General features: G+C 66.7%; 17 protein-coding genes and 3 pseudogenes. 9 read left to right on the top strand and 11 right to left on the bottom strand.

Annotation, left to right across the window (positions count from 1 at the left end; translation table 11 throughout):
* Positions 1-11: 11 nt before the first annotated feature.
* The 4 genes and pseudogenes from M0765_RS00235 to M0765_RS29105 form a co-directional block, all read right to left on the bottom strand.
* Positions 12-1,100: a sensor histidine kinase gene (locus M0765_RS00235; RefSeq protein ID WP_258501332.1), complete on the bottom strand. Its 1,089-nt coding sequence runs from the start codon at positions 1,098-1,100 to the stop codon at positions 12-14.
* Positions 1,101-1,230: 130 nt separating this feature from the next.
* Positions 1,231-1,320, bottom strand: a pseudogene (locus M0765_RS00230) (2TM domain-containing protein); the annotation flags it as partial.
* Between the two features lie 103 nt (positions 1,321-1,423).
* Complete coding sequence (locus M0765_RS00225; RefSeq protein ID WP_258501331.1) at positions 1,424-2,032, bottom strand: protein-S-isoprenylcysteine O-methyltransferase; 609 nt, start codon at positions 2,030-2,032, stop codon at positions 1,424-1,426.
* A 235-nt stretch (positions 2,033-2,267) separates the two neighbouring features.
* A pseudogene (locus M0765_RS29105) lies at positions 2,268-2,594 on the bottom strand (DUF6622 family protein); the annotation flags it as partial.
* Positions 2,595-2,821: 227 nt separating this feature from the next.
* Here M0765_RS29105 and M0765_RS00215 point away from each other — a divergent pair.
* The 4 genes and pseudogenes from M0765_RS00215 to M0765_RS00200 all read left to right on the top strand — a co-directional run bounded on the left by M0765_RS00215 (position 2,822) and on the right by M0765_RS00200 (position 11,995).
* Positions 2,822-4,156, top strand: a complete 1,335-nt coding sequence (locus tag M0765_RS00215; RefSeq protein ID WP_258501330.1) for an efflux RND transporter periplasmic adaptor subunit — start codon at positions 2,822-2,824, stop codon at positions 4,154-4,156.
* 43 nt (positions 4,157-4,199) lie between these two features.
* Positions 4,200-7,307 (top strand): efflux RND transporter permease subunit, encoded by a 3,108-nt coding sequence (locus M0765_RS00210; RefSeq protein ID WP_258501328.1) that lies wholly within the window; start codon positions 4,200-4,202, stop codon positions 7,305-7,307.
* Positions 7,304-10,544, top strand: a pseudogene (locus M0765_RS00205) (efflux RND transporter permease subunit). The gene M0765_RS00210 and the pseudogene M0765_RS00205 overlap by 4 nt, the downstream one beginning before the upstream one ends.
* An 8-nt stretch (positions 10,545-10,552) precedes the next feature.
* A complete protein-coding gene (locus M0765_RS00200) occupies positions 10,553-11,995 on the top strand; it encodes an efflux transporter outer membrane subunit (RefSeq protein ID WP_258501326.1) in 1,443 nt (480 codons plus the stop codon).
* An 11-nt stretch (positions 11,996-12,006) separates the two neighbouring features.
* Here the strand turns inward: M0765_RS00200 and M0765_RS00195 are convergent, their stop codons facing one another.
* Together M0765_RS00195 and M0765_RS00190 are read right to left on the bottom strand one after the other, a co-directional pair.
* Positions 12,007-12,372, bottom strand: coding sequence for an SPW repeat protein (locus tag M0765_RS00195; protein ID WP_258501325.1), 366 nt, complete (start codon positions 12,370-12,372; stop codon positions 12,007-12,009).
* A 114-nt stretch (positions 12,373-12,486) separates the two neighbouring features.
* Positions 12,487-13,353, bottom strand: coding sequence for a MurR/RpiR family transcriptional regulator (locus tag M0765_RS00190; protein ID WP_258501324.1), 867 nt, complete (start codon positions 13,351-13,353; stop codon positions 12,487-12,489).
* A 144-nt stretch (positions 13,354-13,497) separates the two neighbouring features.
* On the opposite strand from M0765_RS00190, the gene M0765_RS00185 reads away from it, so the two are divergent.
* From M0765_RS00185 to M0765_RS00170, 4 genes are all read left to right on the top strand, one after another.
* Positions 13,498-14,832, top strand: coding sequence for an aspartate aminotransferase family protein (locus tag M0765_RS00185; RefSeq protein ID WP_258501337.1), 1,335 nt, complete (start codon positions 13,498-13,500; stop codon positions 14,830-14,832).
* Between the two features lie 59 nt (positions 14,833-14,891).
* Positions 14,892-15,809, top strand: coding sequence for a transporter substrate-binding domain-containing protein (locus M0765_RS00180; protein WP_258501322.1), 918 nt, complete (start codon positions 14,892-14,894; stop codon positions 15,807-15,809).
* Positions 15,810-15,822: 13 nt separating this feature from the next.
* Positions 15,823-16,488, top strand: a complete 666-nt coding sequence (locus tag M0765_RS00175; protein ID WP_258501320.1) for an aspartate/glutamate racemase family protein — start codon at positions 15,823-15,825, stop codon at positions 16,486-16,488.
* Positions 16,489-16,569: 81 nt separating this feature from the next.
* Entirely contained in the window at positions 16,570-17,394 is an 825-nt protein-coding gene (locus tag M0765_RS00170) for an undecaprenyl-diphosphate phosphatase (RefSeq protein WP_258501319.1), read from the top strand.
* 3 nt (positions 17,395-17,397) lie between these two features.
* Here M0765_RS00170 and M0765_RS00165 read toward each other — a convergent pair whose 3' ends face one another.
* Positions 17,398-18,081, bottom strand: a complete 684-nt coding sequence (locus tag M0765_RS00165) for a response regulator transcription factor (protein WP_258501318.1) — start codon at positions 18,079-18,081, stop codon at positions 17,398-17,400.
* Between the two features lie 47 nt (positions 18,082-18,128).
* Positions 18,129-20,021 (bottom strand): sensor histidine kinase, encoded by a 1,893-nt coding sequence (locus M0765_RS00160; RefSeq protein WP_258501317.1) that lies wholly within the window; start codon positions 20,019-20,021, stop codon positions 18,129-18,131.
* A gap of 710 nt (positions 20,022-20,731) precedes the next feature.
* On the opposite strand from M0765_RS00160, the gene M0765_RS00155 reads away from it, so the two are divergent.
* Positions 20,732-22,006, top strand: a complete 1,275-nt coding sequence (locus tag M0765_RS00155; protein WP_258501316.1) for a YadA family autotransporter adhesin — start codon at positions 20,732-20,734, stop codon at positions 22,004-22,006.
* A gap of 31 nt (positions 22,007-22,037) precedes the next feature.
* Here the strand turns inward: M0765_RS00155 and M0765_RS00150 are convergent, their stop codons facing one another.
* From M0765_RS00150 to M0765_RS00140, 3 genes are read right to left on the bottom strand one after another with little or no spacing between them, the layout of a single operon-like run.
* A complete protein-coding gene (locus tag M0765_RS00150; protein ID WP_258501315.1) occupies positions 22,038-22,739 on the bottom strand; it encodes a response regulator transcription factor in 702 nt (233 codons plus the stop codon).
* Positions 22,740-22,749: 10 nt separating this feature from the next.
* Positions 22,750-23,556, bottom strand: coding sequence for an alpha/beta fold hydrolase (locus tag M0765_RS00145; protein ID WP_258501314.1), 807 nt, complete (start codon positions 23,554-23,556; stop codon positions 22,750-22,752).
* A gap of 16 nt (positions 23,557-23,572) precedes the next feature.
* Positions 23,573-24,412: a proteasome-type protease gene (locus tag M0765_RS00140; protein WP_157614818.1), complete on the bottom strand. Its 840-nt coding sequence runs from the start codon at positions 24,410-24,412 to the stop codon at positions 23,573-23,575.
* Between the last annotated feature and the right edge of the window lie 12 nt (positions 24,413-24,424).

The raw sequence follows: 24,424 nt of genomic DNA, 5'->3' as shown, positions 1-24,424 counted from the left end.
GGCAGTGGGTTTCATGCGGCTGTGGGCAAGGGAAAGCTGAGCGTGGTGCGGGTTCCGCCCGCGGGCGCGGCGGCCAGGCTCATGCGGCCCTGGTCGCCGTACATGGTGGCAAGCCGTTCGCGCACCTGTTCGAGCCCGAAGCCGCTGCCTTCGCCTTCGTCACCGTCGATCGGCGAGGGCCGGGCCGCGTCGAGGCCGACACCGGTGTCGCTCACTTCGATGACCAGGCGGCCGGCGTCCTGCCGCGCGCGCACAACGATCTTGCCGCCCTCCACCTTGGGCTCGAGCCCGTGGCGAATGCTGTTTTCAACCAGCGGCTGCAAGAGCAGCGGCGGCACCGGCGTGTCGCGCAAATCTTCGGGCAGATCGAGCGTGTAGCGCAGGCGGGCGCCCATTCGAACCGACATCAGCTCGAGGTAATCGGCCAGCCGTTCGAACTCGGCCGACAGCGGATGCGCAAGAGCGCGCGAGCCGCTGAGCGTCATGCGCAGGTAGTTGTTGAGGCGGTCGAGCATGGCCACGGCGCGCGGCGGGTCGGCCGTGATCAGCACGCGCAGGTTGGCCAGCGTGTTGAAGAGCATGTGCGGCTCGAGTTGCGTTTCGAGCAGCTTGAGCCGCGCTTCCGTGGCGTTGCGCTGCGCCAGCTCGATCTGGCCCCGCATGTGCTTGCTTCTGCCAAGGCTGTAGAAAAAGAAGCACATGCAGACGGTGGCTGTCAGCGTGATGATGATCGTGGTCGCGAGCTTGCGTTCGGCGAAGCTGCGGAAATTGAGCAGGGGCTGATGAGTCCACGCGTCGCCGATGGCATTGCCCCCCAGAAAGCCGACCGTCACGCCACCCGCAACCAGCAGATAGCCCCAGGGGCCGGACGGCCAGAGGATTTCGCGGTGGCCGCTGATCAGCAGCCGGCCCACGTCGATGAAGAGCCAGCTGATCAGCCCAATCGACAGCGAATACACCATCTGCGCGCCCCAAGGCTCGTGCTGGGTGATGGCCAGTGCCGCGGCAATGAAGCAGCAGAAGACGACGGTGATCAGGCCATGCCGAAGCATGCCGCGGATGTTCTCTGCGCGAAAGCGAGAGAGCGCGCCGACGCTCATCCGCGTTCCCCGCTCGCAGCACGCGCCGTTCGCGCTCCACCAGCCGGTCATAAAAACTGCCGCCGGGCGCAATGAACCAGATGACGGCGCCGTGAATCAGCAGGCCCAGGCCCCAGCCCATGAGCGGATACATCGCCCAGGTGTGGCCGCGCGACGCGGAGATGGCCACCAGCCCGAGGTTGACCAGTACATAGACGAAGGCATGGATGTACCAGCCCATCTTGGCGCCGGCGCGGCGGGGCGCGCTTTTCGATGTCGGAAAGGGTCGGGTTCGAAGAAGTATGGAGGTTCATGGCGAGGCTCCTCAGGAGGACAAAATCGGATCAGGAATTGGTGGTAGTAGCGCGTGGCACGAAGCGCGGCAAGATGCCGCCGGTGCGCTGCATGTAGGCGCGGTATTCGTCGCCGAACGACTCGAGCATCATTCGCTCCTCGTGCGGCGTCCTGATCCCATAGAGCACGCCAACCGCCAACAGTGCAGCCCAGCCGGCGATCCAGTTGTTCAGCAGCAAGGCTTGGCTGAGTCCCATGGCAAAGAATGACGCATACATGGGATGCCGGATGCGGCGATAGACGCCCTGCGTGATCAGACGATGATTCTGGCTGAGCTCCAACGTCACGGACCAGTTGGTGCCAAGGTCTGCGTGCGAGCGCCAGAACAACCACAGCGCACACACCATGACCAGCGCGCCCGCCCAAGTCAGTGCGACGGGTTGCGTGTAGCTTGCTGCATCGAGCCAAGGCGTCAGCATCAGGATCAACGGCAGGCCGATCTGGCACGCCCCCGCGAGAACGATCAGCAGGCGGTCGCGCGTGTCGGCACGGCTGACCGCCTTGCGGCTGGACGCGGCGCGATGCTGGAACACGGCGCGAATCGCCAGGTAGACGGCGGTGCCGGCCGCAAATGCCAGGTGGGATGGTTGAAGGTTCACGGGCGTGGTGGTTCTGGAAGGTGGGGCCGGCTGGCGATCTTAGGCCGCACGGGCCTGCACGGCCATGGCGTCGGTGCGGATGGCCAGCTTCCAGAGCCGCACGGCGCGCGCCGCGAAGATGCCGCTGAAGGCGCCGTACAGCATCGGGATTGCAGCGGCGAAGCTGGCCTCGCTGGCGCAGTTCAGGGTGCATGGCGAGGGACACGCCGACCGCGTACTTGGTGAAGAAGATGCCCATCATCAGCACCAGCGGCACGGCGCTGCCGGCCACGTGAAACTTGCGAGCGTCGCGGTCATAGCGCGTGGTGGCGGGCAGGGGCTGCTGAAGCACCACCAGCACCAGCGCGGCGGCGGCCACGGCCCAGCCGAGCAGGGCACCCGGCGAATCGCCGAAGGCCGAGATCACGCCCGCCAGCGAAAGGCCGGTCATGGCAACGGGCATCACCGTCACCTTGGCCAGGCTGACTTGGCCGGTCAGCAACTGCCTGCAGCCAAGCCACAGGAGCAGCGCAAAAACGGCAAAGACCCACTTCGGGGTATGAAGAATGATCTGCAGCAGCATGGCGTTTCTCCGGTGAAAAGATGATTCGATGGGCCGGACTGTGCCGGCGCATGCGAGCCCGGGCCATGGGTCTGCGACGAAATGCAGGCCGGGCGCGCGGAATGCAGCCAACGGGCGCGAAACGCACCGTTTTCCGAAGCTTTACCGATGCTTTACGGTTCATAAGACAGGAGCGCTACGATCCAGCGCTCCACTAGCGGCCGTACTTGCGCATTGCCACACCACACATGGAATCACCGAACTCCGAGCCTTCTTCCGGCGATTCGCCTGCTGTTCAACCGGTACACCCCGCCTCGTCCCCGCCGCCCCGGCCGCCTTCGCGCCGCCGGCTCTGGCTTGGCAGCCTGATTGCGCTGCTGTTATTGCTGCTGCTGGGAGGCGGCGCCTGGTACCTCATCAACCGCAAGGCCAGCACCGCCGGCGGGCCGGGCTTCGGCGGCGCCACCGTTACCGTTGGCAATGCGATGGCGCGCGAGATCGAGCTGCCGGTGACCATCGACGCGCTCGGCACGGTCACGCCGCTCGCAACCATCACGCTCAGGGCGCAGGTGGGCGGGGTGCTCACCGAGGTGCTGTTCACCGAAGGGCAGACCGTCGCCAGGAACCAGCTGCTCGCGCGCATCGACCCCCGGCCCTACGAGCAGGCGCTGATGCAGGCACGCGGCACGCGCCAGCGCGACGAGGCGCAGCTCGAGGCCGCGCGCGTCACCCTCGCTCGCTACCGCACGCTGCTGGGGCAAGACTCCATCGCCCGGCAAGACGTGGACACCCAGGCCGCGCTGGTCCGGCAGCTCGAAGGCACGGTCACCACCGACCTGGCCGCCGAAGCCGCCGCCAAGCTGAACCTCGACTACACCCGCATCACAGCGCCAGTGGCCGGCCGCATCGGCCTGCGCGCGGTGGACGCGGGCAACACCGTCACGGCCAACGCGACCACGGGCATTGCGGTCATCACGCAGATGAACCCCATCGATGTGCAGTTCTCGGTGCCGCAAGATCGCGTGCCAGACATCCAGACGCAGCTTGCCAAGGGCGAGCCGCTGCCGGTTACCGCGTTCGACCGCACCCGCGCGGCAACGCTCGACACGGGCACCTTCTCCACGCTCGACAACGTGGTCGACACCACCACCGGCACCGTCAAGGCCAAGGCCCGCTTCGGCAATGCGCAGACCACGCTGTTCCCGAGCCAGTTCGTCAACGTGCAGATGCTGCTGCGCAAGGTGCGCGCGGTGGTGGTACCGGTCACGGCGGTGCGCACCGGCCCCAATGGCGACTATGTGTATGTCATCAACCAGGACCGCACCGTCTCGATGCGCCAGGTGAAGCGCGGCGAGGCGAATGTCGATGTGGTCGCCATCACTTCAGGCCTGCAGGCCGGCGAGAACGTGGTGACCGAAGGCGGCGACCGCATCAAGGACGGCGCCGTTGTTCAGCTGCAGGGCGAGCGCCCGGCCATGGGCCCGCGCGGCGGCGCGTCGGGGCCCCGCGGTGCGGCATCGGGCCCGCGCGGAGAGCGCGGCGAAGGGGGTGGAGAGCGGCGGCGCCAGCGCCCGCCGCAATGAAGAGCATCGGCATCAACCCACGGAACAAGCGAGCGCGTTCGCGATGAGCCCCTCACGCCCTTTTATCGATCGGCCGGTGGCCACGGCGCTGCTGATGGTGGCCATTGTGCTGGCCGGCTTCGTGGGCCTGCGGTCGCTGCCGCTGGCCGCACTGCCGCAGGTCGACTACCCGACCATCCAGGTGCAGACCCTCTACCCCGGCGCCAGCCCCGAGGTGATGAGCCGCACCGTTACCGCGCCGCTCGAGCGTCAGTTCGGGCAAATGGCCGGGCTCAACCGCATGAGCTCGGTGAGCTCAGCGGGCGTGTCGATCGTCACGCTGCAGTTCGCGCTCGACCAGACCCTCGACGTGGCCGAACAGCAGGTGCAGGCCGCCATCAATGCCGGCGGCTCGCTGCTGCCGGCCGACCTGCCGGCGCCGCCCGTGTACGCCAAGGTGAACCCGGCCGACGCGCCCATTCTCTCGCTGGCGGTGAGCTCCGAGACCATGCCGCTCACCGAGGTGCAGAACCTCGTGAACACGCGGCTCGCGCAGAAGATCAGCCAGGTCAGCGGCGTGGGGCTGGTGTCGCTTTCGGGCGGGCAGCGTCCGGCCGTGCGCATCCAGGCCGACACCAATGCGCTGGCTTCGGTCGGCATTGGGCTGGACACGCTGCGCAGCGCCATCACCGCGGCCAACGCCAACAGCGCCAAGGGCAGCTTCGACGGCCCGCGGCGGGCCTACACCATCAACGCCAACGACCAGCTCGTGACGGCGGACGACTACAAGAACCTCATCGTCGCGTGGAAGAACGGCGCGCCGGTGAAGATGACCGACGTGGCGCGCGTGGTCGACGGTGCCGAGAACACGCAGCTGGGCGCCTGGGCCGCGCTGCGCACCGGCGAGCAGCAACCCGCGCTGTACCCGGCCATCATCCTGAACGTGCAGCGCCAGCCGGGCGCCAACGTGATCGGCACGGTGGACGCCATCAAGAAGCAGCTGCCCGAACTCCAGGCCTCGTTGCCGGGCTCGCTCAAGGTGGAAGTGCTGAGCGACCGCACCACCGGCATCCGCGCCTCGGTCTCGCACGTGCAGCTCGAACTCGGGCTGGCCGTGGTGATGGTGGTGCTGGTGATCTTCTTCTTCTTGCACAGCGTGCGCGCGACCATCATCGCCAGCCTTGCGGTGCCGATCTCGCTCATCGGCACCTGCGGGCTGATGTACCTGCTGGGCTACAGCCTCAACAACCTGAGCCTGATGGCGCTGACCATTGCCACCGGCTTCGTGGTGGACGACGCGATCGTCATGATCGAGAACATCGCCCGCTACCTGGAAGAGGGCGACCCGCCGTTCAAGGCCGCGCTCAAGGGGGCCACGCAAATCGGCTTCACCATCATCTCGCTCACGGTGTCGCTCATCGCGGTGCTGATTCCGCTCTTGTTCATGGGCGACGTGGTGGGCCGGCTGTTCCGCGAGTTCGCCGTCACGCTGGCCATCACCATTTTGATTTCCGCCGTGGTGTCGCTCACGCTGGTGCCGATGATGTCGGCGCGCTGGCTCAAGCCGCAAGCCGAAGAGGGCGGGCGCTTCGGTGCCAGCGTGCAGCGCTTCTTCGACCGCGTGATTGCCCGCTACGACGTGTGGCTGCAATGGGTGCTGCGCCACCAGCCGCTGACGCTCATCGTGGCGGTGGCCACGCTGGCGCTTACCGTGCTGCTTTATGTGGTGATTCCCAAGGGCCTGTTTCCGACGCAGGACACCGGGCAGCTGCAGGCGCGCATCGAGGCGGCACAGGACGTGTCGTACACGCGCATGGCCGAGCTGCAGCAGCAAGCCGCCAATGCCATCCTGGCCGACCCCGAGGTGGCGAGCGTGAGCTCGGTGGTGGGCGTGGACGCGGCCAACAACACGGCGCTGAACACCGGCAGCATGCTCATCAACATGCGCGCCGACCGCGGCAACCAGGAAGACACGATGCAGCGCCTGCGCGAGCGGGTGCGCGCCGTGGCGGGCGTGACGCTGTATTTGCAGCCCACGCAAGACCTGACCATCGATGCCGAAACCGGTCCGACCGAGTTCCGCGTTTCGCTCGAAGGGGTGGACACCAACACCGTCGATGCCTGGGCGCAAAAGCTGGTGGAGCGCCTGCGCTCCGAACCGCTGGTGCGCAATGCCACCACCAACGCAGGCGCGAAGGGCCTGGCTGCCTATGTGGACATCGACCGCAACACGGCGTCGCGTCTCTCGGTCACGGCCAGTTCGGTGGACGACACGCTCTACAGCGCATTCGGCCAGCGCATCGTCTCGACCATCTTCACCGAAACCAACCAGTACCGCGTGATCCTGGAAGCGCAGCGCGAAGCCCTGGCCTCGCCGCAGCTCTTGGGCAACCTGCAGTTGCGCACCGGCAGCGGCGCGCCGACCACGCTGTCGTCGATTGCCACGGTGCGCGAGCAGTCCGCGCCGCTGCAGGTGACGCACGTGGCGCAGTACCCTGCGGCCACGGTGGGCTTCGACACGGCCGAGAACGTGGCGCTCGGCAAATCGGTGGCGGCCATTCGCGCGGCGGCAAAGGAAATCGGCATGCCGGCGAGCATGACGATGAGCTTCCTGGGTGCGGCGGGGGCCTACGAAAAGTCGCTCTCCAACCAGCTGTGGCTCATTCTGGCGGCGGTGGTGTGCGTGTACATCGTGCTGGGCGTGCTGTATGAGAGCTACATCCATCCGCTCACGATTCTCTCGACGCTGCCTTCGGCCGGCGTGGGCGCGTTGCTTGCGCTCATGGTCACGGGCAACGACCTGGGCGTGATCGGCATCATCGGCATCATCTTGCTGATCGGCATCGTGAAGAAGAACGCAATCATGATGATCGACTTTGCCATTGACGCCGAGCGTCGCGAGGGCAAGTCGCCGCAGGAGGCCATTCACCAGGCGGCGCTCCTGCGCTTCCGGCCCATTCTGATGACGACGCTGGCGGCGCTTTTTGCGGCGCTGCCGCTGATGTTCGGCTGGGGCGAGGGCGCAGAGCTGCGCCGGCCGCTGGGCCTGGCCATCTTCGGCGGCCTGGTGGTGAGCCAGGTGCTCACGCTGTTCACCACGCCGGTGGTGTACCTGGCCTTTGACCGCATGGGCCGCCGATTCGGGCGCAAGCGGGAGGCTGTGGCCGAATGAACCTCTCCAGGCCTTTCGTCGAACGCCCGATCGCCACGGTCTTGTTGACCGTCGGCATCGCGCTGGCCGGGATTGCGGCGTTCTTCGTGCTGCCTGTGTCGCCGCTGCCGCAGGTCGACTTTCCGACCATTTCGGTGACCGCCAGCCTCGCGGGTGCGAGCCCGAGCACCATGGCGTCGAGCGTTGCCACGCCGCTGGAGCGGCGGCTGGGCGTAATTGCTGGCGTGAACGAGCTCACCTCGACCAGCTCGAACGGCTCGACCCGCATCAGCCTGCAGTTCGACCTGAAGCGCAACATCGACAGCGCCGCGCGCGAGGTGCAGGCGGCCATCAACGCGGCGCGGGCCGACCTGCCGGCCACCCTGCGCAGCAACCCGACCTACCGCAAGCGCAACCCGACGGCCGCGCCCATTGCGATCCTGGCGCTCACCTCCAAGACGCGCACGCCGGGGCAGATCTACGAGGCCGTGTCCAACATCGTGAGCCAGAAGCTCTCGCAGGTGGAAGGCGTGGGCGAGGTCGAGATCGGCGGCGGCTCGCTGCCGGCCGTGCGGGTGGAACTGGAGCCTTTCTCGCTCAACCGGTTCGGCATCAGCAGCGAAGACGTGCGCGCCGCCATCCAGGCCAACAACGCCAACCGGCCCAAAGGCGCGATCGAGAACGATGACCGCCGGCTGCAGATCTACACGCCCTCGCCGGGCCGCCACGCCGTGGAGTACCGCGACATGGTCATTGCCTGGCGCAACGGCGCGGCCGTGCGGCTGGGAGATGTGGCGCGGGTGATCGACAGCGTGGAGAACACGCGCACGCTGGGCCTCTTCAACGGCCAGCCTGCGGTGATCGTGCTGGTGACGCAGGAGCCCGGCGCCAACATCATCGAAACCGTGGATGGCGTGCGCGAACTGCTGCCCGAACTCCGCGCGCAGCTGCCGCAGGACATCGAGGTGCAGGTGGCTTCGGACCGCACCAACTCCATCCGCGCCTCGCTGCGCGAGATCGAGGCCACGCTCATGATCTCCATTGCGCTGGTGGTGCTGGTAGTCGGCCTCTTCTTGCGCAAGGCGCGCGCCACCATCATTCCCGCGGTTGCCACGGTGGTGTCGCTGCTCGGCACCTTCGGCGTGATGCACCTGCTGGGCTACAGCCTCAACAACCTGAGCCTGATGGCGCTCACCGTGGCGACCGGCTTTGTGGTGGACGACGCCATCGTGGTGCTCGAAAACACCAGCCGCCACATCGAGGCCGGCATGGGCCGCGTGGAGGCTGCGCTGCGCGGTGCGCGCGAGGTGGGCTTTACCGTGCTGTCGATCAGCCTCTCGCTGGTGGCGGTGTTCATTCCGCTGCTGTTCATGGATGGGCAGATCGGCCGGCTGTTCCGCGAATTCGCGGTCACGCTGTCGGTGTCAGTGCTGATCTCGCTGGTCATATCGCTCACCACCACGCCGATGCTCTGCGCCATGCTGCTCAAGCCCGAGGAGCCCAATGCCAAGCCGCCGGGGCGCTTGGCGCGCATGTCGGAAGGCGTGTACCAGTGGAGCCTGCGCACCTATGCCCACAGCCTCGACTGGGCGCTCGCGAGCAAGGCCGTGGTCATGGTGGTGCTGCTGGCGGTGGTCGGCCTGAACTTCTACCTGTTCGCCGCCATTCCCAAGGGCTACTTCCCCGAGCAGGACAATGGACAGCTGAATGCGGGCCTGCGCGCGGACCAGAGCATTTCATCGGTGGCACTGAGCGAAAAGCTGCGCCAGGCGGTCGACATCATTCACAAGGACCCGGCCGTCGATTCCGTGGTGGGCTTTGCGGGCGGCAGCCGCTCGGGTGGCGGTTTCATGTTCGTCAATCTCGCCGCTGTCGCAGCGCACCGAAAAGACCGCGGCGGTCGTCAACCGGCTGCGGCCGCAGCTCAACCAGCTGACCGGCCTGCGCGTGTTCCTGAGCCCGGTGCAAGACCTGCGCATGGGCGGGCGTTCGAGCAATTCGACCTACCAGTACACGCTGAAAGGCGACAACCTTGCCGACCTGCGCACCTGGACTGCGAAGCTGGCCGACCGGCTGCGCCAGGAAACCGCGCTCACCGACGTGGACAGCGACCAAGCCGACAACGGGGTGGAAACCTTCGTCGACGTGGACCGCGACAGCGCCGCGCGGCTGGGCGTGACCTCGAGCGCGGTCGACAACGCGCTCTACAACGCCTACGGCCAGCGCTCGGTTGCCACCATCTACGACGAGCTCAACCAGTATTCCGTCATCATGGAATGGGCCCCGCGCTACCAGCGCGCGCCCGTGGTGCTGAAGGACCTGTACGTGCCTTCGACGCTCACCACCAGCACCACCGCGAGCGGCGCCACCACCGTGAGCTCGCTGGCCAACACCACCGACGCGAGCACCGGCACATCGACCACCACGTCGGCCAACCCGGGGCTGCGTACCGCTTCCACGGGCCAGGCGCTGGCGGCCAACACCACGCTCATGGTGCCGCTCTCGGCCATTGCCAAGGTGAGCGAGCGGGCGGTGCCCAGCTCCATCGACCACCAGGACACCGAGCTCGCGAGCACCGTCTCGTTCAACCTGGGCGAGGGCGTCACGCTGCAGGATGCGCGGCGCATCGTCGCGCAGGCCGAGGCGGACATTGCCATGCCCGTGAATGTGCGCGGCAGCTTCCAGGGCACGGCGCTGGCGGCGCAGCAATCGCAGGGGCAGCAGCTGGCGCTCATCGTGGCCGCCATCGTGGTCATCTACATCGTGCTGGGCGTGCTTTATGAAAGCCTGATCCACCCGATCACCGTGCTCACCACGCTGCCTTCTGCGGGCGTGGGCGCGGTGCTGGCGCTGCTGCTGTTCCGCATGGAGTTTTCGATCATTGCGCTGATCGGGCTCTTCCTACTGATCGGCATCGTGAAGAAGAACGCGATCCTGATCATCGACTTTGCGCTCGAGGCCGAGCGTGCGCGCGGCATTTCGGCCGTGGAAGCGGTGCGCGAGGCCTGCCTGCTGCGCTTCCGGCCGATTCTCATGACCACGCTCGCTGCCGCGCTGGGCGCGTTGCCGCTGGCCATCGGCTTCGGCCAGGGCTCCGAGCTGCGCCAGCCGCTGGGCGTCGCGATCATCGGCGGCCTGGTGGCGAGCCAGCTGCTTACGCTGCTGACAACGCCTGTGGTCTATGTGCTGCTCGACAAGCTGCGCCGCCGCTCCGGCAACGAGCGCCACCTGAGCCGCGCCGCAAGCTCGCCGACATGAACAGAAGAATGAACGAACCTGCCATGAAACAACGACCACGCATTCGCTCGCATCTGCCCGGCAGGCTGTCCGCACTCGTGTTGGCCGCCATGGTGGCCGGCTGCGCCGTAGGTCCCACATACCAGGTGCCAAGCTCGGCCGCTCCTGTCGAATGGAAAGAGCAGAAGGCCGCCGAAGGCTGGCTGCCCGCCGCGCCGGCCGACGCGCTCGACCGCGGCGAATGGTGGAAGCTTTTCGGCGATGCGACGCTCGACGAGCTGGCTGCCCGCGTGCAGGTGTCGAACCAGAACATTGCCGCGGCCGTGGCCAACTACGCGCAGGCCCAGGCACTGGTGCGCGGAGAGCGCGCCGCGCTGTTCCCGACGGTGTCGCTCGACGGCAGCGGCAGGCGGAGCGGCAACGCCGGCAGCACCAGCAACGCAAGCAGCACTTTTGCCGCAACGCTGGGTGTCGATTGGGCGCCCGATGTGTGGGGCCGGCTGCGTCAGGCCGTGAGCAGCGCGCAGGCCAATGCAGAGGCCAGCGAGGCCGATCTCGCTTCGGCGCGACTCTCGGCCATTGGCGACCTGGCCACCAACTACTTCTCGCTGCGCGAAACCGATGCCGAGATCGTGCTGCTCGACCAGACCATCGAGGGCTACCAGCGCGCCTTCGAGATCACGAACAACCGATACAAGGCCGGCATTGCCGCGCAGACCGACGTGCTGCAGGCACAGACCCAGCTCGTCAGCGCCCAGGCCGAGCGCGTGGGCTTGCAGCGCACCCGCGCCACGCTGGAGCACGCCATCGCCATGCTGGTGGGCGTGGCGCCGGCCGACTTCAGCCTGCCCGCGGCGCAGTGGACGCCCACGGTACCGGGGATTCCGACTGGCGTGCCATCGACGCTGCTGCAGCGCCGGCCCGACATCGCGGCGGCCGAGCGCGCGGTGGCGGCCGCCAATGCGCAGATCGGCATTGCGCGCTCGGCGTACTTTCCCAACTTCGGGCTCAGCGCCTCGGTGGGCGGCAACGCAAGCCGCGTGAAAGACCTGTTCAACGCATCCAACACGCTGTGGGCGCTCGGCCTTTCGGTGGCGCAGGTGGTGTTCGACGCGGGCGCCATCGGCGCGAGCGTCGATTCGGCCAAGGCGGGCCACGAAGCCAGCGTGGCGCGTTACCGGCAGACGGTGCTCACCGCTTTCCAGGCCGTGGAAGACCAGCTCACCGCCGGTGCCGCGCTGGCACAGCAGGAAGGCCTGCGGCGCGAAGCCTCGGCCGCGGCCGACAAGACCGAGCAGCAGTTGCTCAACCGCTATCGCGCCGGCCAGGTCAGCTACACCGAGGTGGTCACTGCGCAGGCAGCCGCGTTGAACGCACGCCGCACGCTGGTGCAGCTGCTTGTAAATCGCCAGACCGCCGCAGTGGCGCTCATCCAAGCCCTCGGCGGCGGCTGGCAGGCTGGGGCAACGTAATCAACGTGCCTTCAGTGCGCGTGACGGTCCATCGACCCGCCCAGGTAGTCCTTGTCGGTCACAAGCACCCAGAGCGCAAGCACCAGGATGGCCGCGGACACGAGCACCGCGTTGACCATTGCGTTCTCGACGGTGGCAAAGCCGAGTACCCAGGGGGATACGGCCAGCCAGATCGCGAGCGCGCCTTCGGTCCACTCTTCCCAAGCACGCGGAACCAGGGTCGCCCCCAGCGCCACGGCGCCCAGTGCGATACCGGTCACTACCGTGCTCCACATCGCGAAGGTCACGTCCTGGAAACCCAGGACCCAGGGCGAGACGATCAGCCACACACCCAGAACGATGTTGACCGGGTCTTGCCAGTGTTTCACTTGCTTCATGGTCATTACCTCCTGTCGCAGCACAAAGCCGCGACAGCTGTTTGACCGGGCGGTTTTGCGCGGGTTCCGCAATGCGGCACCGCAGCATGCGATTGGTTGGCCGCACCTATTTTTCTAGCTACCGCGCGCCACCGGCGGCACCAGGTACGCGCCTGATTCGAACAGCTGCGCCTCCGCCTGGTCGATGCGCCGGATCACCGGCTTGCCCGCGCGGCTCGCGAGCAGTTCGACCAGCGCCTCTGTCACGGCCACGCCGGCCGCCACCGAGGGAAAGAACGAGGGGCTGTTGATCGTGAAGAGCAGCGTTTCGTCCGCCAGCAGCGACAGCGGCGAAGCCACGCTGTCGGTAATGGCAACGATGCGGCAGCCCGCCGCCTTGGCCGCCTCCGTCACCTGCAGCGCCTCGCGCGAGTAGGGCATGAAGCTGGCCACCACCAGCGCATCGCCCTTGGCAAAGGCGCGCTGCTGCATTTCGAGCGAGCCGCCCTGGCCGTCGACCAGGTGCACGCTGGCGCGGAAGAGCCGGTACACGTAGACGAACGAGAACGCGATCGGAAAGCAGGCCCTGAACCCCGCCGCGTGCACCGCGGGCGCCTTCTCGATCAATGCGCAGGCCTTTTGCAGCGCCTGCTCGCTCTGCTGGTGCGTGGCCTCCAGGTTGCGGCGCTGCACTTCGAACATCTCGCCCGTGAGGCTCCTGTCCTGCGCGCGGCCGATGAGCTGCTTGGCGCGCCCGCCGTAGGTTTCTGTGCCCAGGCCCATGTCGCCGGCAAAGGCTTCCTTCAGCTGCGGCCAGCCCGCATAGCCCAGGTGCTGCGCAAATCGCACCAGCGTGGCGGGCGTGCTTTGCGCGCGCGTGCCCACGTTGCGCATCGACGTGGTCACCACTTCGTTCGGATGGTCGAGCACATAGCGCGCCACCTGCTGCAAGGCGGGGCTCAGTTCGTTGAAACGCTGGCGGATCTGGTCTCTGGCGCCCATGGCGGTGTCTCTTTGGCAGCTGCTGTTGGAACGAATGTACCGGACATGGAACAACAGCAGTTGACGGAACAAATGTTCCAAACAATAATCCGTCGAAACGTTAGTTCCAAACGCGAATCCGCCATCTTGCTGCCACCCGCCACCATGACGCACGTCTTTCACCGCCACCTTTGCCAGAGCCCGCCGGTTGCCGCGGGCTCCAATGGCATGTTCATCCGCGACGCCGAAGGGCGCGAATACCTCGACGCCTCGGGCGGCGCAGCCGTGTCTTCGCTCGGCCATGCGCACCCCGAAGTGCTGGCCGCCATGCACGCGCAGCTCGACAAGCTGGCGTACGCGCACACCAGCTTCTTCACCAGCGAGGTGGCCGAGCAGTTGGCCGACGAGCTGATTTCCTCGGCGCCCGAAGGCATGAGCCATGTGTACCTGGTGAGTGGCGGCTCCGAGGCGGTGGAGGCGGCGCTGAAGATGGCGCGGCAGTACTTCGTAGAGATTGGCCAGCCGCAGCGCACGCACTTCATCGCGCGCCGCCAGAGCTATCACGGCAACACGCTGGGCGCGCTTGCAGTGGGCGGCAATGCGTGGCGCCGCGAACCGTTCGCGCCCATTCTGGTGCCGGCCACGCACGTCGCGCCGTGCTACCCGTACCGCGAGCAGCGGGCCGATGAAAGCGCCGAGCAATACGGCTTGCGCCTCGCGGCCGAGCTCGAGGCTGCCATCGTCGCGCAGGGCGCCGATCGTGTAATCGCCTTCGTGGCCGAAACAGTGGGCGGCGCCACGGCCGGTGTGCTCACGCCGGTGCCGGGCTACTTCAAGGCCGTGCGCGCGGTGTGCGACAAATATGGCGTGCTGCTGATCCTCGATGAAGTGATGTGCGGCATGGGCCGAACGGGCACGCTGCACGCCTGCGAGCAGGAGGGCGTGGTGCCCGACCTCATGACCATTGCCAAGGGCCTTGGCGGTGGCTACCAGCCGATTGGCGCGGTGCTGGCGCAGCGAAAGATCGTCGATGCCATGTCGAAGGGCAGCGGCTTTTTCCAGCACGGCCATACCTACCTCGGCCATCCGATGGCCTGCGCGGCGGCGCTCGCGGTGCAGCAGGTGATCCGGCGCGACGGCCTCGTTGCCAAGGTGCGCGACGACGGCGTGGCGTTCGGCGCCATGCTGGCCGAGGCGCTCGGCGGCCACCCGCATGTCGGCGACATCCGCGGTCGCGGCTTTTTCTGGGGCATCGAGCTCGTGGCCGACCGTGCGAGCAAGGCACCGTTCGATCCGTCCTTGAAGGTCAACGCAGCCATCAAGAAAGACGCCATGGCGCGCGGCCTGCTGTGCTACCCCTTCGGCGGCACCGTAGATGGCCGACAGGGCGACCACGTGCTGCTCGCGCCGCCTTTTATCGCCACGCGGCAAGACCTGCGGGAAATCGCCGCCCGCCTCGCGGCTTCCATCGATGCGGTGACGAGCGCCGCCGCGCGCTGACGACCGCTCTCGAATTTCTTTCGCTGTTTTTTTCAACCGCCGTTCCGAGGAGCGCTTCCATGCCCAAGCTTCGTCTGCCGATTCCCTTCGGTGCTGCCGCTCTCGCGGTGGCCTTCGCCCTGTTGTTGCCGCATACGGCCGCGCGGGCCCAGGACAACAACGACACGCTCGCCAAGATCAAGGCGAGCGGCGCCATCACCTTCGGGTACCGCGAGTCGTCGTTCGGCTTCTCCTACCTCGACGGCGCCCTGAAGCCCGTGGGCTACAGCATCGAGATCTGCAACCGCATCGTCGAAGCGGTGAAGAGCGAGCTGAAGCTGCCGGCCATCGAGATCAAATACCAGGCCGTGACCTCGGCCAACCGCATTCCGCTGGTGCAGAACGGCACGGTCGACATCGAGTGCGGCTCCACCACCAACTTGGTCGAGCGCCAGAAGCAGGTGGCGTTTTCACCGGACATCTTCCGCTACAACGTGCGCATGCTGGTCAAGGCCGATTCGGGCATCAAGAGCATTGCCGACCTGCAGGGCAAGACCGTGGTCACCACCACCGGCACCACCTCGTTCCGCCTGCTGCGCGAGGCCGACAAGGGCCGCAACCTCGAGGTGAACAACCTCGGCGGCAAGGACCACAGCGATTCGTTCCTGCTGGTGGAAAGCGGCAGGGCGCAGGCCTTTGTGCTCGACGACATCCTGCTGGCCGGGCAGATTGCGAACGCGCGCAACCCGAAGGACTTTGTCATTACCGGCGAGAGCCTGCGCACCGAGAACCAGTCGCTCATGTTCCGCAAGGACGACCCGGCCTTCAAGGCGCTGGTCGACCGCGTGGTGTCGGGCATGATGAAGTCGGGCGAAATGGAAAAGCTCTACAGCAAGTGGTTCATGTCGCCGATTCCGCCCAAGGGCATCAACATCAACTACCCGCTCAACGCCGAGACGAAGGAGGCCTTTGCCAACCCGTCGTCCAAGGGCATCTGACGATTCCTGCCGCATGATCCGCATCGCCCTGATCCACGCGCTTTCTCATTCGGTTGCGCCCATCAACGCCGCCTTCGAGCGCGACTGGCCCGAGGCCGAGCGCATGAACCTGCTGGACGACAGCCTCTCGGCCGACCTGGCACGCGGCGGCCGGGGGCTCGACGCCGCGATGCACGAGCGCTTTCAGCGGCTTGCGCAGTACGCGGTCGACACCGGCGCGCAGGGCATTCTCTTCACCTGTTCGGCCTTCGGCCCGTGCATCGAGGCGGTAGCAAAGCGGCACGCGGGCATTCCGGTGCTCAAGCCCAACGAGGCGATGGTGGCCGAGGCCGTGCAGGCGCAAGGCCAAGGGCAGGGCCGGCTCGGCCTCATTGCAACCTTCGCAGCCACGCTGGCGTCGATGCCGCTCGAGTTCCCGCCCGGCTTCGATTTGGATCCCGCCTTGGCCGAAGGCGCGCTCGACGCGCTGAATGCCGGCGATACGGCGCGGCACGACGCCCTGATTGCCGCGCAGGCACTGGCCCTGCGCGAGCGCGGCTGCACGCGCATTGCGCTCGCACAGTTCAGCATGGCGCGCGCCCGTGCCGCCTGCGAGCAAGCCAGCGGCCTGCCGGTGCTCACCACCGTAGACAGCGCCGTGCGAGCGCTGCGAGCGCGCTCCGGGCAGGGCCCCCGATAAAAGCCCGCAGCCGCACGGGGCCGCCTGAACCCGGCCTGACTCGATGCCTCGCCATAATTGGCGCTCTTTAAAGGAGTAAGCGTGGACATCGTTTTGCTGGTGAAGGCCGCTGTCATGGGCATTGTCGAGGGGCTGACAGAGTTTCTGCCGATCTCGTCGACCGGGCATCTGATTCTTGCGGGCTCGCTGCTCGGCTTCGACGACGCCAAGGCCAAGGTGTTCGACATTGCCATTCAGACGGGTGCGATCTTCGCGGTGATCCTGGTGTACTGGCAGAAGATCCACTCCACCGTGGTGGCGCTGCCGCGGCAGCCCAAGGCCAGGCGCCTGGCCATCAACGTGGTCATCGGCTTTCTGCCCGCCGTGGTGCTGGGCCTGATTTTCGGCAAGATGATCAAGGCGCATCTCTTCACCCCGGTGGTCGTGGCAAGTACTTTCATCATCGGCGGCTTCATCATCCTATGGGCCGAGAAGCGGCCGCCCGGTTCGGTGCGCATCGAGCATGTCGACGACATGACGACGTGGGACGCCCTCAAGGTGGGCCTGGTGCAGTGCTTTGCAATGATTCCGGGCACCAGCCGCAGCGGTTCGACCATCATCGGCGGCATGCTGCTGGGCCTCTCGCGCCAGGCGGCCACCGATTTTTCGTTCTTCCTGGCCATTCCGACGCTCATCGGCGCCGGGGCCTACAGCCTCTACAAGGAGCGCGCGCTGCTGTCGGTGGCCGACATTCCGCTGTTCTCGGTGGGGCTGGTGTTTTCGTTTCTGAGCGCGTGGCTCTGCGTGCGCTGGCTGCTGCGGTACATCAGCACGCACAACTTCATTCCCTTTGCGTGGTACCGCATCGCCTTCGGCATCGTGGTGCTGGCCACGGCGTGGACCGGCATGGTGGTCTGGGCGGAGTAAGCCTCAGCGCGAAAAGGAATCTTCGCCGCCCGCGTGCGCCGTCTCGGCCCGCGAGCCGAGCGCCAACTTCCTGTAGATGCCCTTGGTGCGGCGCTCCAACGCCAGCTTGGGCGCCGAAAGCGTTTCGGCAATGTCGCTGTAGCTGCGCCCCTGCACCACCAGCTCGAGCATCTTGCGTTCGCGCAGCGACAGCGTCGTGTCCGAATCGGCCGGTGAATCGGCCGCGTGACTCGAGTCCCACGCCAGGATGCGCCGCGCAATGGCTGCGTCGATCGGCGCGCCGCCTTGCTCGATGCTGCGCAGGCCGATGCTGAGCTCGAGATCGTCGCGCTCCTTCAGCAGGTAGGCCATCGCGCCGGCGCGCAGCGCTGAAAAAATGGTTTCGTCGGTGCGCTTCGCGGAAACCGCGACGGCGGGCACTTTCGGTTGGTGGGCCTGCAGCCAGTCGATGAGTTCGATACCGCTGCCATCGGGCAAGCCGATGTCCACAAGAGCCACACCAAAACGCTGGCTCTCGAGCAGTTGCATGGCCGTCTCACCGCTCTCGGTCCAGACGATCTGGGGCTCGTCGCATCCGAGCGTCGACAGGATGTAGCGAAAACGTTCCTGCATCGACGGATCGTTTTCGACGACGAGCGTCGGACTCAGAGAAACGGCTTCAACGGCTTCCGGGTAGGAAGTTGACATTTGCTCGACATTTTGAAGCGGCGACCGATGAACTGGGACGTTTTTACTTATTTTCGTCCATTGTTACCGATGATTGCAATTTGTATCGCCCCGTTTATTCCCGTCTTGACAGGCATGCGCAGCGCGAGCTGAGTGGCACCCGGGCGAGACTCCAAATGGAGCTCGGCGCCCAGCCTGCGGGCGCGTGCGTGCAGGCTGCGCAGACCCGAGCCGCCGCCCTTGGCAGCGTCTGCCACGACAAAGCCTTGGCCGTCGTCGCGCACGTCGAGTTGCAGGTCGGCGCCGGCGCAGGTTACGGCCACATCCACACGTCGGCCGCCGCTGTGCTTGAGGGTGTTCGTCAGCGCCTCCTGCAAAAAACGCAGCAGGTCGAGGCTTTGCGAGGGCGGCAGCTCGAGCGTCTCGATGCCTGACACCTGCCACCGGCAGTCGATGCCGTTGGCGTCGAGCAGCTGCGAAGTGCGATGCCGCAGGGGCGCGAGCAGCTCGCCGAACGCGCGTGCGCCGTCGTGACGGCCCGTGGCGTCGATGATGAGCCGCAAGTCGTCGCGCAGGCTCTTGAGCATGGCGAGAAGGGCCGGTGCCGAAAGCTCCTCCGGCCTGCGCTCAAGCGTTGCAATGCTGCCGACCAGCATGCCGCCCAGGCCGTCGTGCAGGTCGCTCGCAAGATTGACGCGCTCGCCGATGCGCGCATGCGCGAGCTCCAGCGCGTGCTGCTGCGCAAGCGTGGCGGCCAGTTCCGACTTGGCGGCGTTCACTTCTTCGATCAGCTCGGTGTTGAAGTTCTCGATGCGCTTCAGGCTGCTCACGAAGCGGCCGGCCTGCGTCAGCGCCATGCCCAGCAGCAAGCCATATGAGGACATGGTCGTGTAGTAGATGTTGCTGTCGATCACCTGGGTGAACACCAGCAGGTCGTGAGCGCCGGTTACCGCCGACAGTGCCATGAAGGGCGCAAGCGAACGCATGGGGCTGCCCCGGTGCCGCGCGGCGTGAACCAGCGAGGCGCTGTTCACGGCAATGATCGTGAGGCCGCCCACCAGCGTCCAAAGGGCGCGATGGGTGACCAGGTTCGCGGAACCGGCAAGCCACAGGTCGAGCACGCCGGCCACCGCGACCAGCAGCGCAAAGCCTTCCAGGCGCGGCATGCGGCGCTCGCAGAAGCGCAGCGCAAAAACGGCATAAGACACGCTGAACAGAAGCAGCAGCGAGGTGTTCGACGCCTGCCAGCTGTGGTTGCTCGCAAAAGGCCAGGGGCTGGTCGCGATCTGGTTGTAGCCGAACAGCAGCCACAGCACCGACATCAAAGCAAACCAGCCATAGGCCGTTTCGCGCCGCCGCAATAGCCAAAGCGCAGCGAAGAAGGCCGACACCGCCGCGCTCACCGCCAGGCCGAGCATCTGGAGATCGCGGCGCAAGAGACGCTCATGCCCGTATGCCGCCTGCATGGCCGCGGGTACGCCGAGGCTGACCGGACCGAGCCCTGCCTGATAGGCCGAAAGTCCCGAAACCCGTATCAGCAGCGTGTTGCGGCCCGTCTGCAGCAGCGGCGGGGCCAGCAGCCAGTAGCGCGGGCTGTTCCAGGCACGGGTAAGCGGCTCGACCAGGCTCTCGTCGCGCCAGATGGGTGTGCCGTTGAGCGACACCGCACCGGCCATGTTGAGGTAGTGCAGCAGCAAGCCGGTTTCGGCTACTTGCGTGGGCTGGTTCCAGGTCAACCGGTACCAGACCACGCCGTCGAAGCCGGGCCAGCGCGCGGCCCAGCTGTCGGGCAGGGTGACGGGTGCCCAGCCGTCGGCCGGAGGTGCGGCCTCGTTCCATCCAGTGCCGCGCACCGCTTCTACGTGGATATCAGGCGAGGGCTGCGCTACGGCGGAGCCGGCCGCCAAGAGAAGCACGCATGCGCCGATCAGCTTGCAAAACCATGCCTTCGGTCCCGACAAGCGGCGGCCTCGGTGTGCAAACGGAAGGCCAGCCTGCAGCGCAGCTTCTTCATCAGGCATTTCATTTACCAATTTTCGGGGATGGCCTAGTAGAGACCGAAAACACACACTTTGTCTCTATTGTTTTGTTTGCTTTCAAGAAAGAAGAAGCCATGGCATTCCCGACCCGCGCTGCCGTTGCGCACGAAGTGCAGCGCAAAAAGCCGAACAGAAAAGGGCTGACGCGGGGAGCGCTTGGGCATCTGCCAGCCCTTTCGCTGCTGTGTGCGAGCAGCGCTTTCGCGGCCGGATTTGTCGAGGGCTCCGCGGGCAATGTCGGCCCCGGAACCATCAACGGAACGGCGGGAACGGGAGGCGCCGCGGCCAGTGTCTCGGGAGACGGGGCCACCGCACTTGGTGCGGGCGGCGATGGCGGCGTAGGAACGGCCGGTGGCACCGGCGGTACGGGCGGGGCGGGGGCCAGCGCAACTGCGAACGGGGCAACGGCCATCGGAGGCGGAGGAACCGGCGCGCTCGGCGGGGCGGGGGAACGGGGGCACAGGGGGCGCGGGGCCCAAGCCTCGGCGAGCGGTGCGATTGCGCTCGGCGCGGGAAGCGTGGGCCCCGAGGCTTGCTGCCTCGACACCGGCCCGACAGGTGGCAGCGGGGCCCAGGCCTCGGGCACTGCCGCGATCGCCATCGGGAGCGCTTCAGGGACCAGCCAAGGCGCCGTGGCATCCGGCAGCGGCAGCACTGCGATCGGTGGCGCCAACGGCGGAGCCTCGGGCGCGGCCGCATTGGCCACGGGTAGCGTGGCGATGGGTTCCGGCAGCCGGGTCGCGAGCGGCGCGAACGGCAGCGTGGCCATCGGCGCGAATTCTGTCGCTACGGCGGCCAACACGGTGTCTTTCGGGAGCGCGGGCCAGACGCGCGGCCTGGTCAACGTGAGCGCCGGAGCGGTGACCGCCGCAAGCACCGATGCAGTCAACGGCAGCCAGCTGTACACCGTGCAGCAGACAGCCAACACGGCGGTATCCGCAGCCTCGGCCGCACAAGGCACGGCCGACTCCGCGCTCGGCCTGGCGCAGAACTCGGCGCAGTACGGCGCGGGCGGCACTTCGCTGCAACTCAATGCCAACGGCGGCGCCGGCACCACCATCAGCAACGTCGGTGCGGGCCAGGTGGCAACCGATGCCGCCAATGTGGGACAGGTGCAGCAGGCTCAGCAGACCGCCATCACCACGGCAAACAACTTCACCGTTCAGCAGGTCACGGCATTGCAGGCCTTGATGAACCAGGCACTGTCCAGCGGGGTCTGCGCGGTGGGAGCGGGCGGCGCCGTGGCCTGCGGGCCTGGGGCGGGCGCTAGCGGTGCCGGCAGCACGTCGATGGGCACCAATGCACAGGCCAATGGCCAGGACACCGTGGCCGTCGGCAACGGTGCACAAGCCAGCCATGCGGGTTCGGTAGCCATTGGTGCCGGCGCCAGGGCGCTGGCAGACCCCACCACGGCCGTCGGCAACAACGCGGTGGCCACGGGCAACAACGCCGTGGCGCTGGGAGCCAACACGCTGGCATCGGGCAGCAACGCGGTCGCGCTGGGCCAGGGATCGGTGGCCGACCGTGACAGCACCGTGTCGGTGGGCAACGCCGCCACCGGTCTGTTGCGCAGCATTGCGAACGTCGCGCCCGGCCTGCTGGGCACCGATGCCGTCAACGTCAACCAGCTGCAGCAGGCGGTGAGCAACGCGACCAGCCAGGCCAACGCCTTTGCAGCGCAGGGCGTTGCGGCCGCACTGGCCATGCCTTCGATGCCGACCTTGGCCGTGGGCAAGAAATGGATGGGGGCCGCCATGGGCAACTACGCCGGAGCTTCGGCCGTCGGCTTCGCTTTCGGCTATCAGGTCAGCGACAACTTCAACCTGGGGCTGGGTGTTTCCACCGCGACCAGCAGCGGCAGCAGCAACCGCATTGCAGCCCGTGTGCAGGCGGGCTACGCCTGGTGAGGCGCTAAGAAAAGAAAGAGCGAGGTGCCGGTCAGGGCAGCAGCCCGTGCCTGCGGCCCTGGTAGACGGCCTCGGTGCGAGACGTGACGGCCAGCTTGCGGTAGATGTTCTTGGTGTGGCATTCCACCGTCAGCTTCGAGATCGACAGCAGCTCTGCCATGTCGCGGTTGCTGAGCCCTTGCGACACGAGCTCGAGAATTCTCAACTCTCGCGGTGTCAGCGCCACGGGCAGCGGGGCAGGCGCATCGGCTGCCACCGCCGGCAAAGCCAGCTGCGTTGCCAGCCAAGCGAGGATGTGGCGTGCAATGGCTGGGTCGATCGGCGCACCCCCTTGTTCGATGCTGCGCAGCGCAATGCTGAGCTCGAGGTCGTCGCGCTCCTTCAGCAGGTAGCCGATGGCGCCGGCTCGCAGCGCCGCGAAAATGGTTTCTTCGGTGCGCCAGGCTGAAATCACCACGGCAGGCACCTTGGGATGCGCCGCCTGCATCCAGCCGATGAGTTCGACCCCGCTGCCGTCCGGCAGGCCGATGTCGACCAGCGCGACCCCAAAGCTCTGTGTGCGAAGCAGTTCCTTTGCCGAGGCAATGCTCTCCGCCCAGGCGATCTGCGGGCCACCGTAGCCGAGCATGGCCAACACGCGGCCCAGGCGCTCGCGCATTGCGGGGTCGTCTTCGACAACCAGCGAAGGGCTCAGGGAGACCGCTTCAATCACTGCCGGTTGGGAGGAAGACATGGGGCTCCGATCAGTCCAGCAGGTTGCGCAGCGCCGCCTCGACTGCCGCCGCCGTGGCCAGCGGCTTTTCCATGGGAAACAGGTGCGTGCCGTCGAGCATTGCAATACGGCCCTTGGTCACCTTCTGGGTCATGGCCATGCCCACCTGCTTCATCTCGGCCGATTGGCGCCCGCCGATGAAGGCCACCTTGCACTTGAGCGGATGGCGGCGCAGCGCGCCCAGGTTGTGGGGCAAGGTGTTGTAGATGGCCGTTTCCACGTTGCGGTCGAAGCTCAGTTCGCGCGTGTCTTCGCTGTCGAAGGTGCCGTGGTCGATGTAGTCGTGCAGCACCTGCTCGTCCCACTTGGCAAAGGCCTTCTTGCTGCGGAAGTGCTCGAACACGGCTTCGCGGTGCTCCCACTTGTTCTTGCGCCGGCGGCTGATGGCGCCGGGCGACACGGTCTTCATGAGCGGGGTGCGCTTGACCAGGCTCAGCGTGTTTGCGCGCCAGCCGCCCAGAATCGGCGAGTCGAGCAGCACCACGCCGCGGGCGAGCGCCGGATGCAGCGCCGCGCACATCAGGCTCAAGAATCCGCCGAGCGAATGGCCGACCAGAAACACCGGGCCGCCGGCACTGTCGGCGTGCTGCTTGGCAAAGTCGGCCAACTGCTGCACCAGGTGCGGCCAGTTGTCGGTGACGGGGTACTTCGGGTCGTGCCCGAACTTCTCTATGGCGTCGACCTCGAAGCCGCGGTTGCGCAGGCTGTCTAAAACGACGCGGTAGGTGCTCGCCGGAAAGCTGTTGCCGTGCGAGAAGACGATGGGCGGCATCGCCATGGCTGCTGCGCCGGGCTCAGATGAGCTTTTCGTCGGGCGTGGAAATCTTGCGCAGCGGGCTGTGCCGCGTGGCCGGCATCTTCAGCGGATGCTGGGTGGCGGAGTCGTCCCACACCGGGTCTTCAATGCTGTCGAACACCTCGCGCAGCTTCTGGCCCCAGCTGTTGTGCATCATGCGGTAGTAGGGGTTGTCGGCGTCGATGCAGATCACGCGGTCGGTTTCGAACTTGTTGGCCTCGTACACCACCAGGTCGAGCGGCAGGCCCACCGAGAGGTTCGACTTCATGGTCGAGTCCATCGACACCAGCGCGCACTTGGCGGCTTCGTCGAGCGGGGTTTCGGGCGTGAGCACGCGGTCGAGCACCGGCTTGCCGTACTTCGATTCGCCCACCTGGAAGTAGGGCGTCTCGGTGGTGGCCTCGATGAAGTTGCCCGCCGAATACACCAGGAAGAGGCGCATGCCTTCGCCCTTGACCTGCCCGCCGAAGATGAACGACACGTTGAAGTCGAGCCCCGCATGCTTGAGCGCCTCGGCGTCGCGGTCGTACACGTGGCGCACGGCCGAGCCGAGCACGCGCGCGGCATCGAACATGCTCTTGGCGTTCCAGATGGTGATGGGGTCGCCCTGCGAGCCGTCTTCACGGGTTTCGCGCAGCTCTTCTATCTGCAAGATTTCGCGCACCGACTGCGAGATGCTCAGGTTGCCCGAAGACAGCAGCACCATGACACGGTCGCCCGGCTGCTCGTAGACGATCATCTTGCGGAAGGTGCTGATGTGGTCCACGCCCGCGTTGGTGCGCGAGTCGGAGAGAAACACCAGGCCGGCGTTGAGTTTGATGCCTACGCAATAAGTCATTTTTTCATCTCG

The sequence above is a fragment of the Variovorax sp. S12S4 genome (assembly GCF_023195515.1).
Classification (GTDB): Bacteria; Pseudomonadota; Gammaproteobacteria; order Burkholderiales; family Burkholderiaceae_C; genus Variovorax.
This window is presented reverse-complemented; position numbering and strand designations above follow the sequence as displayed.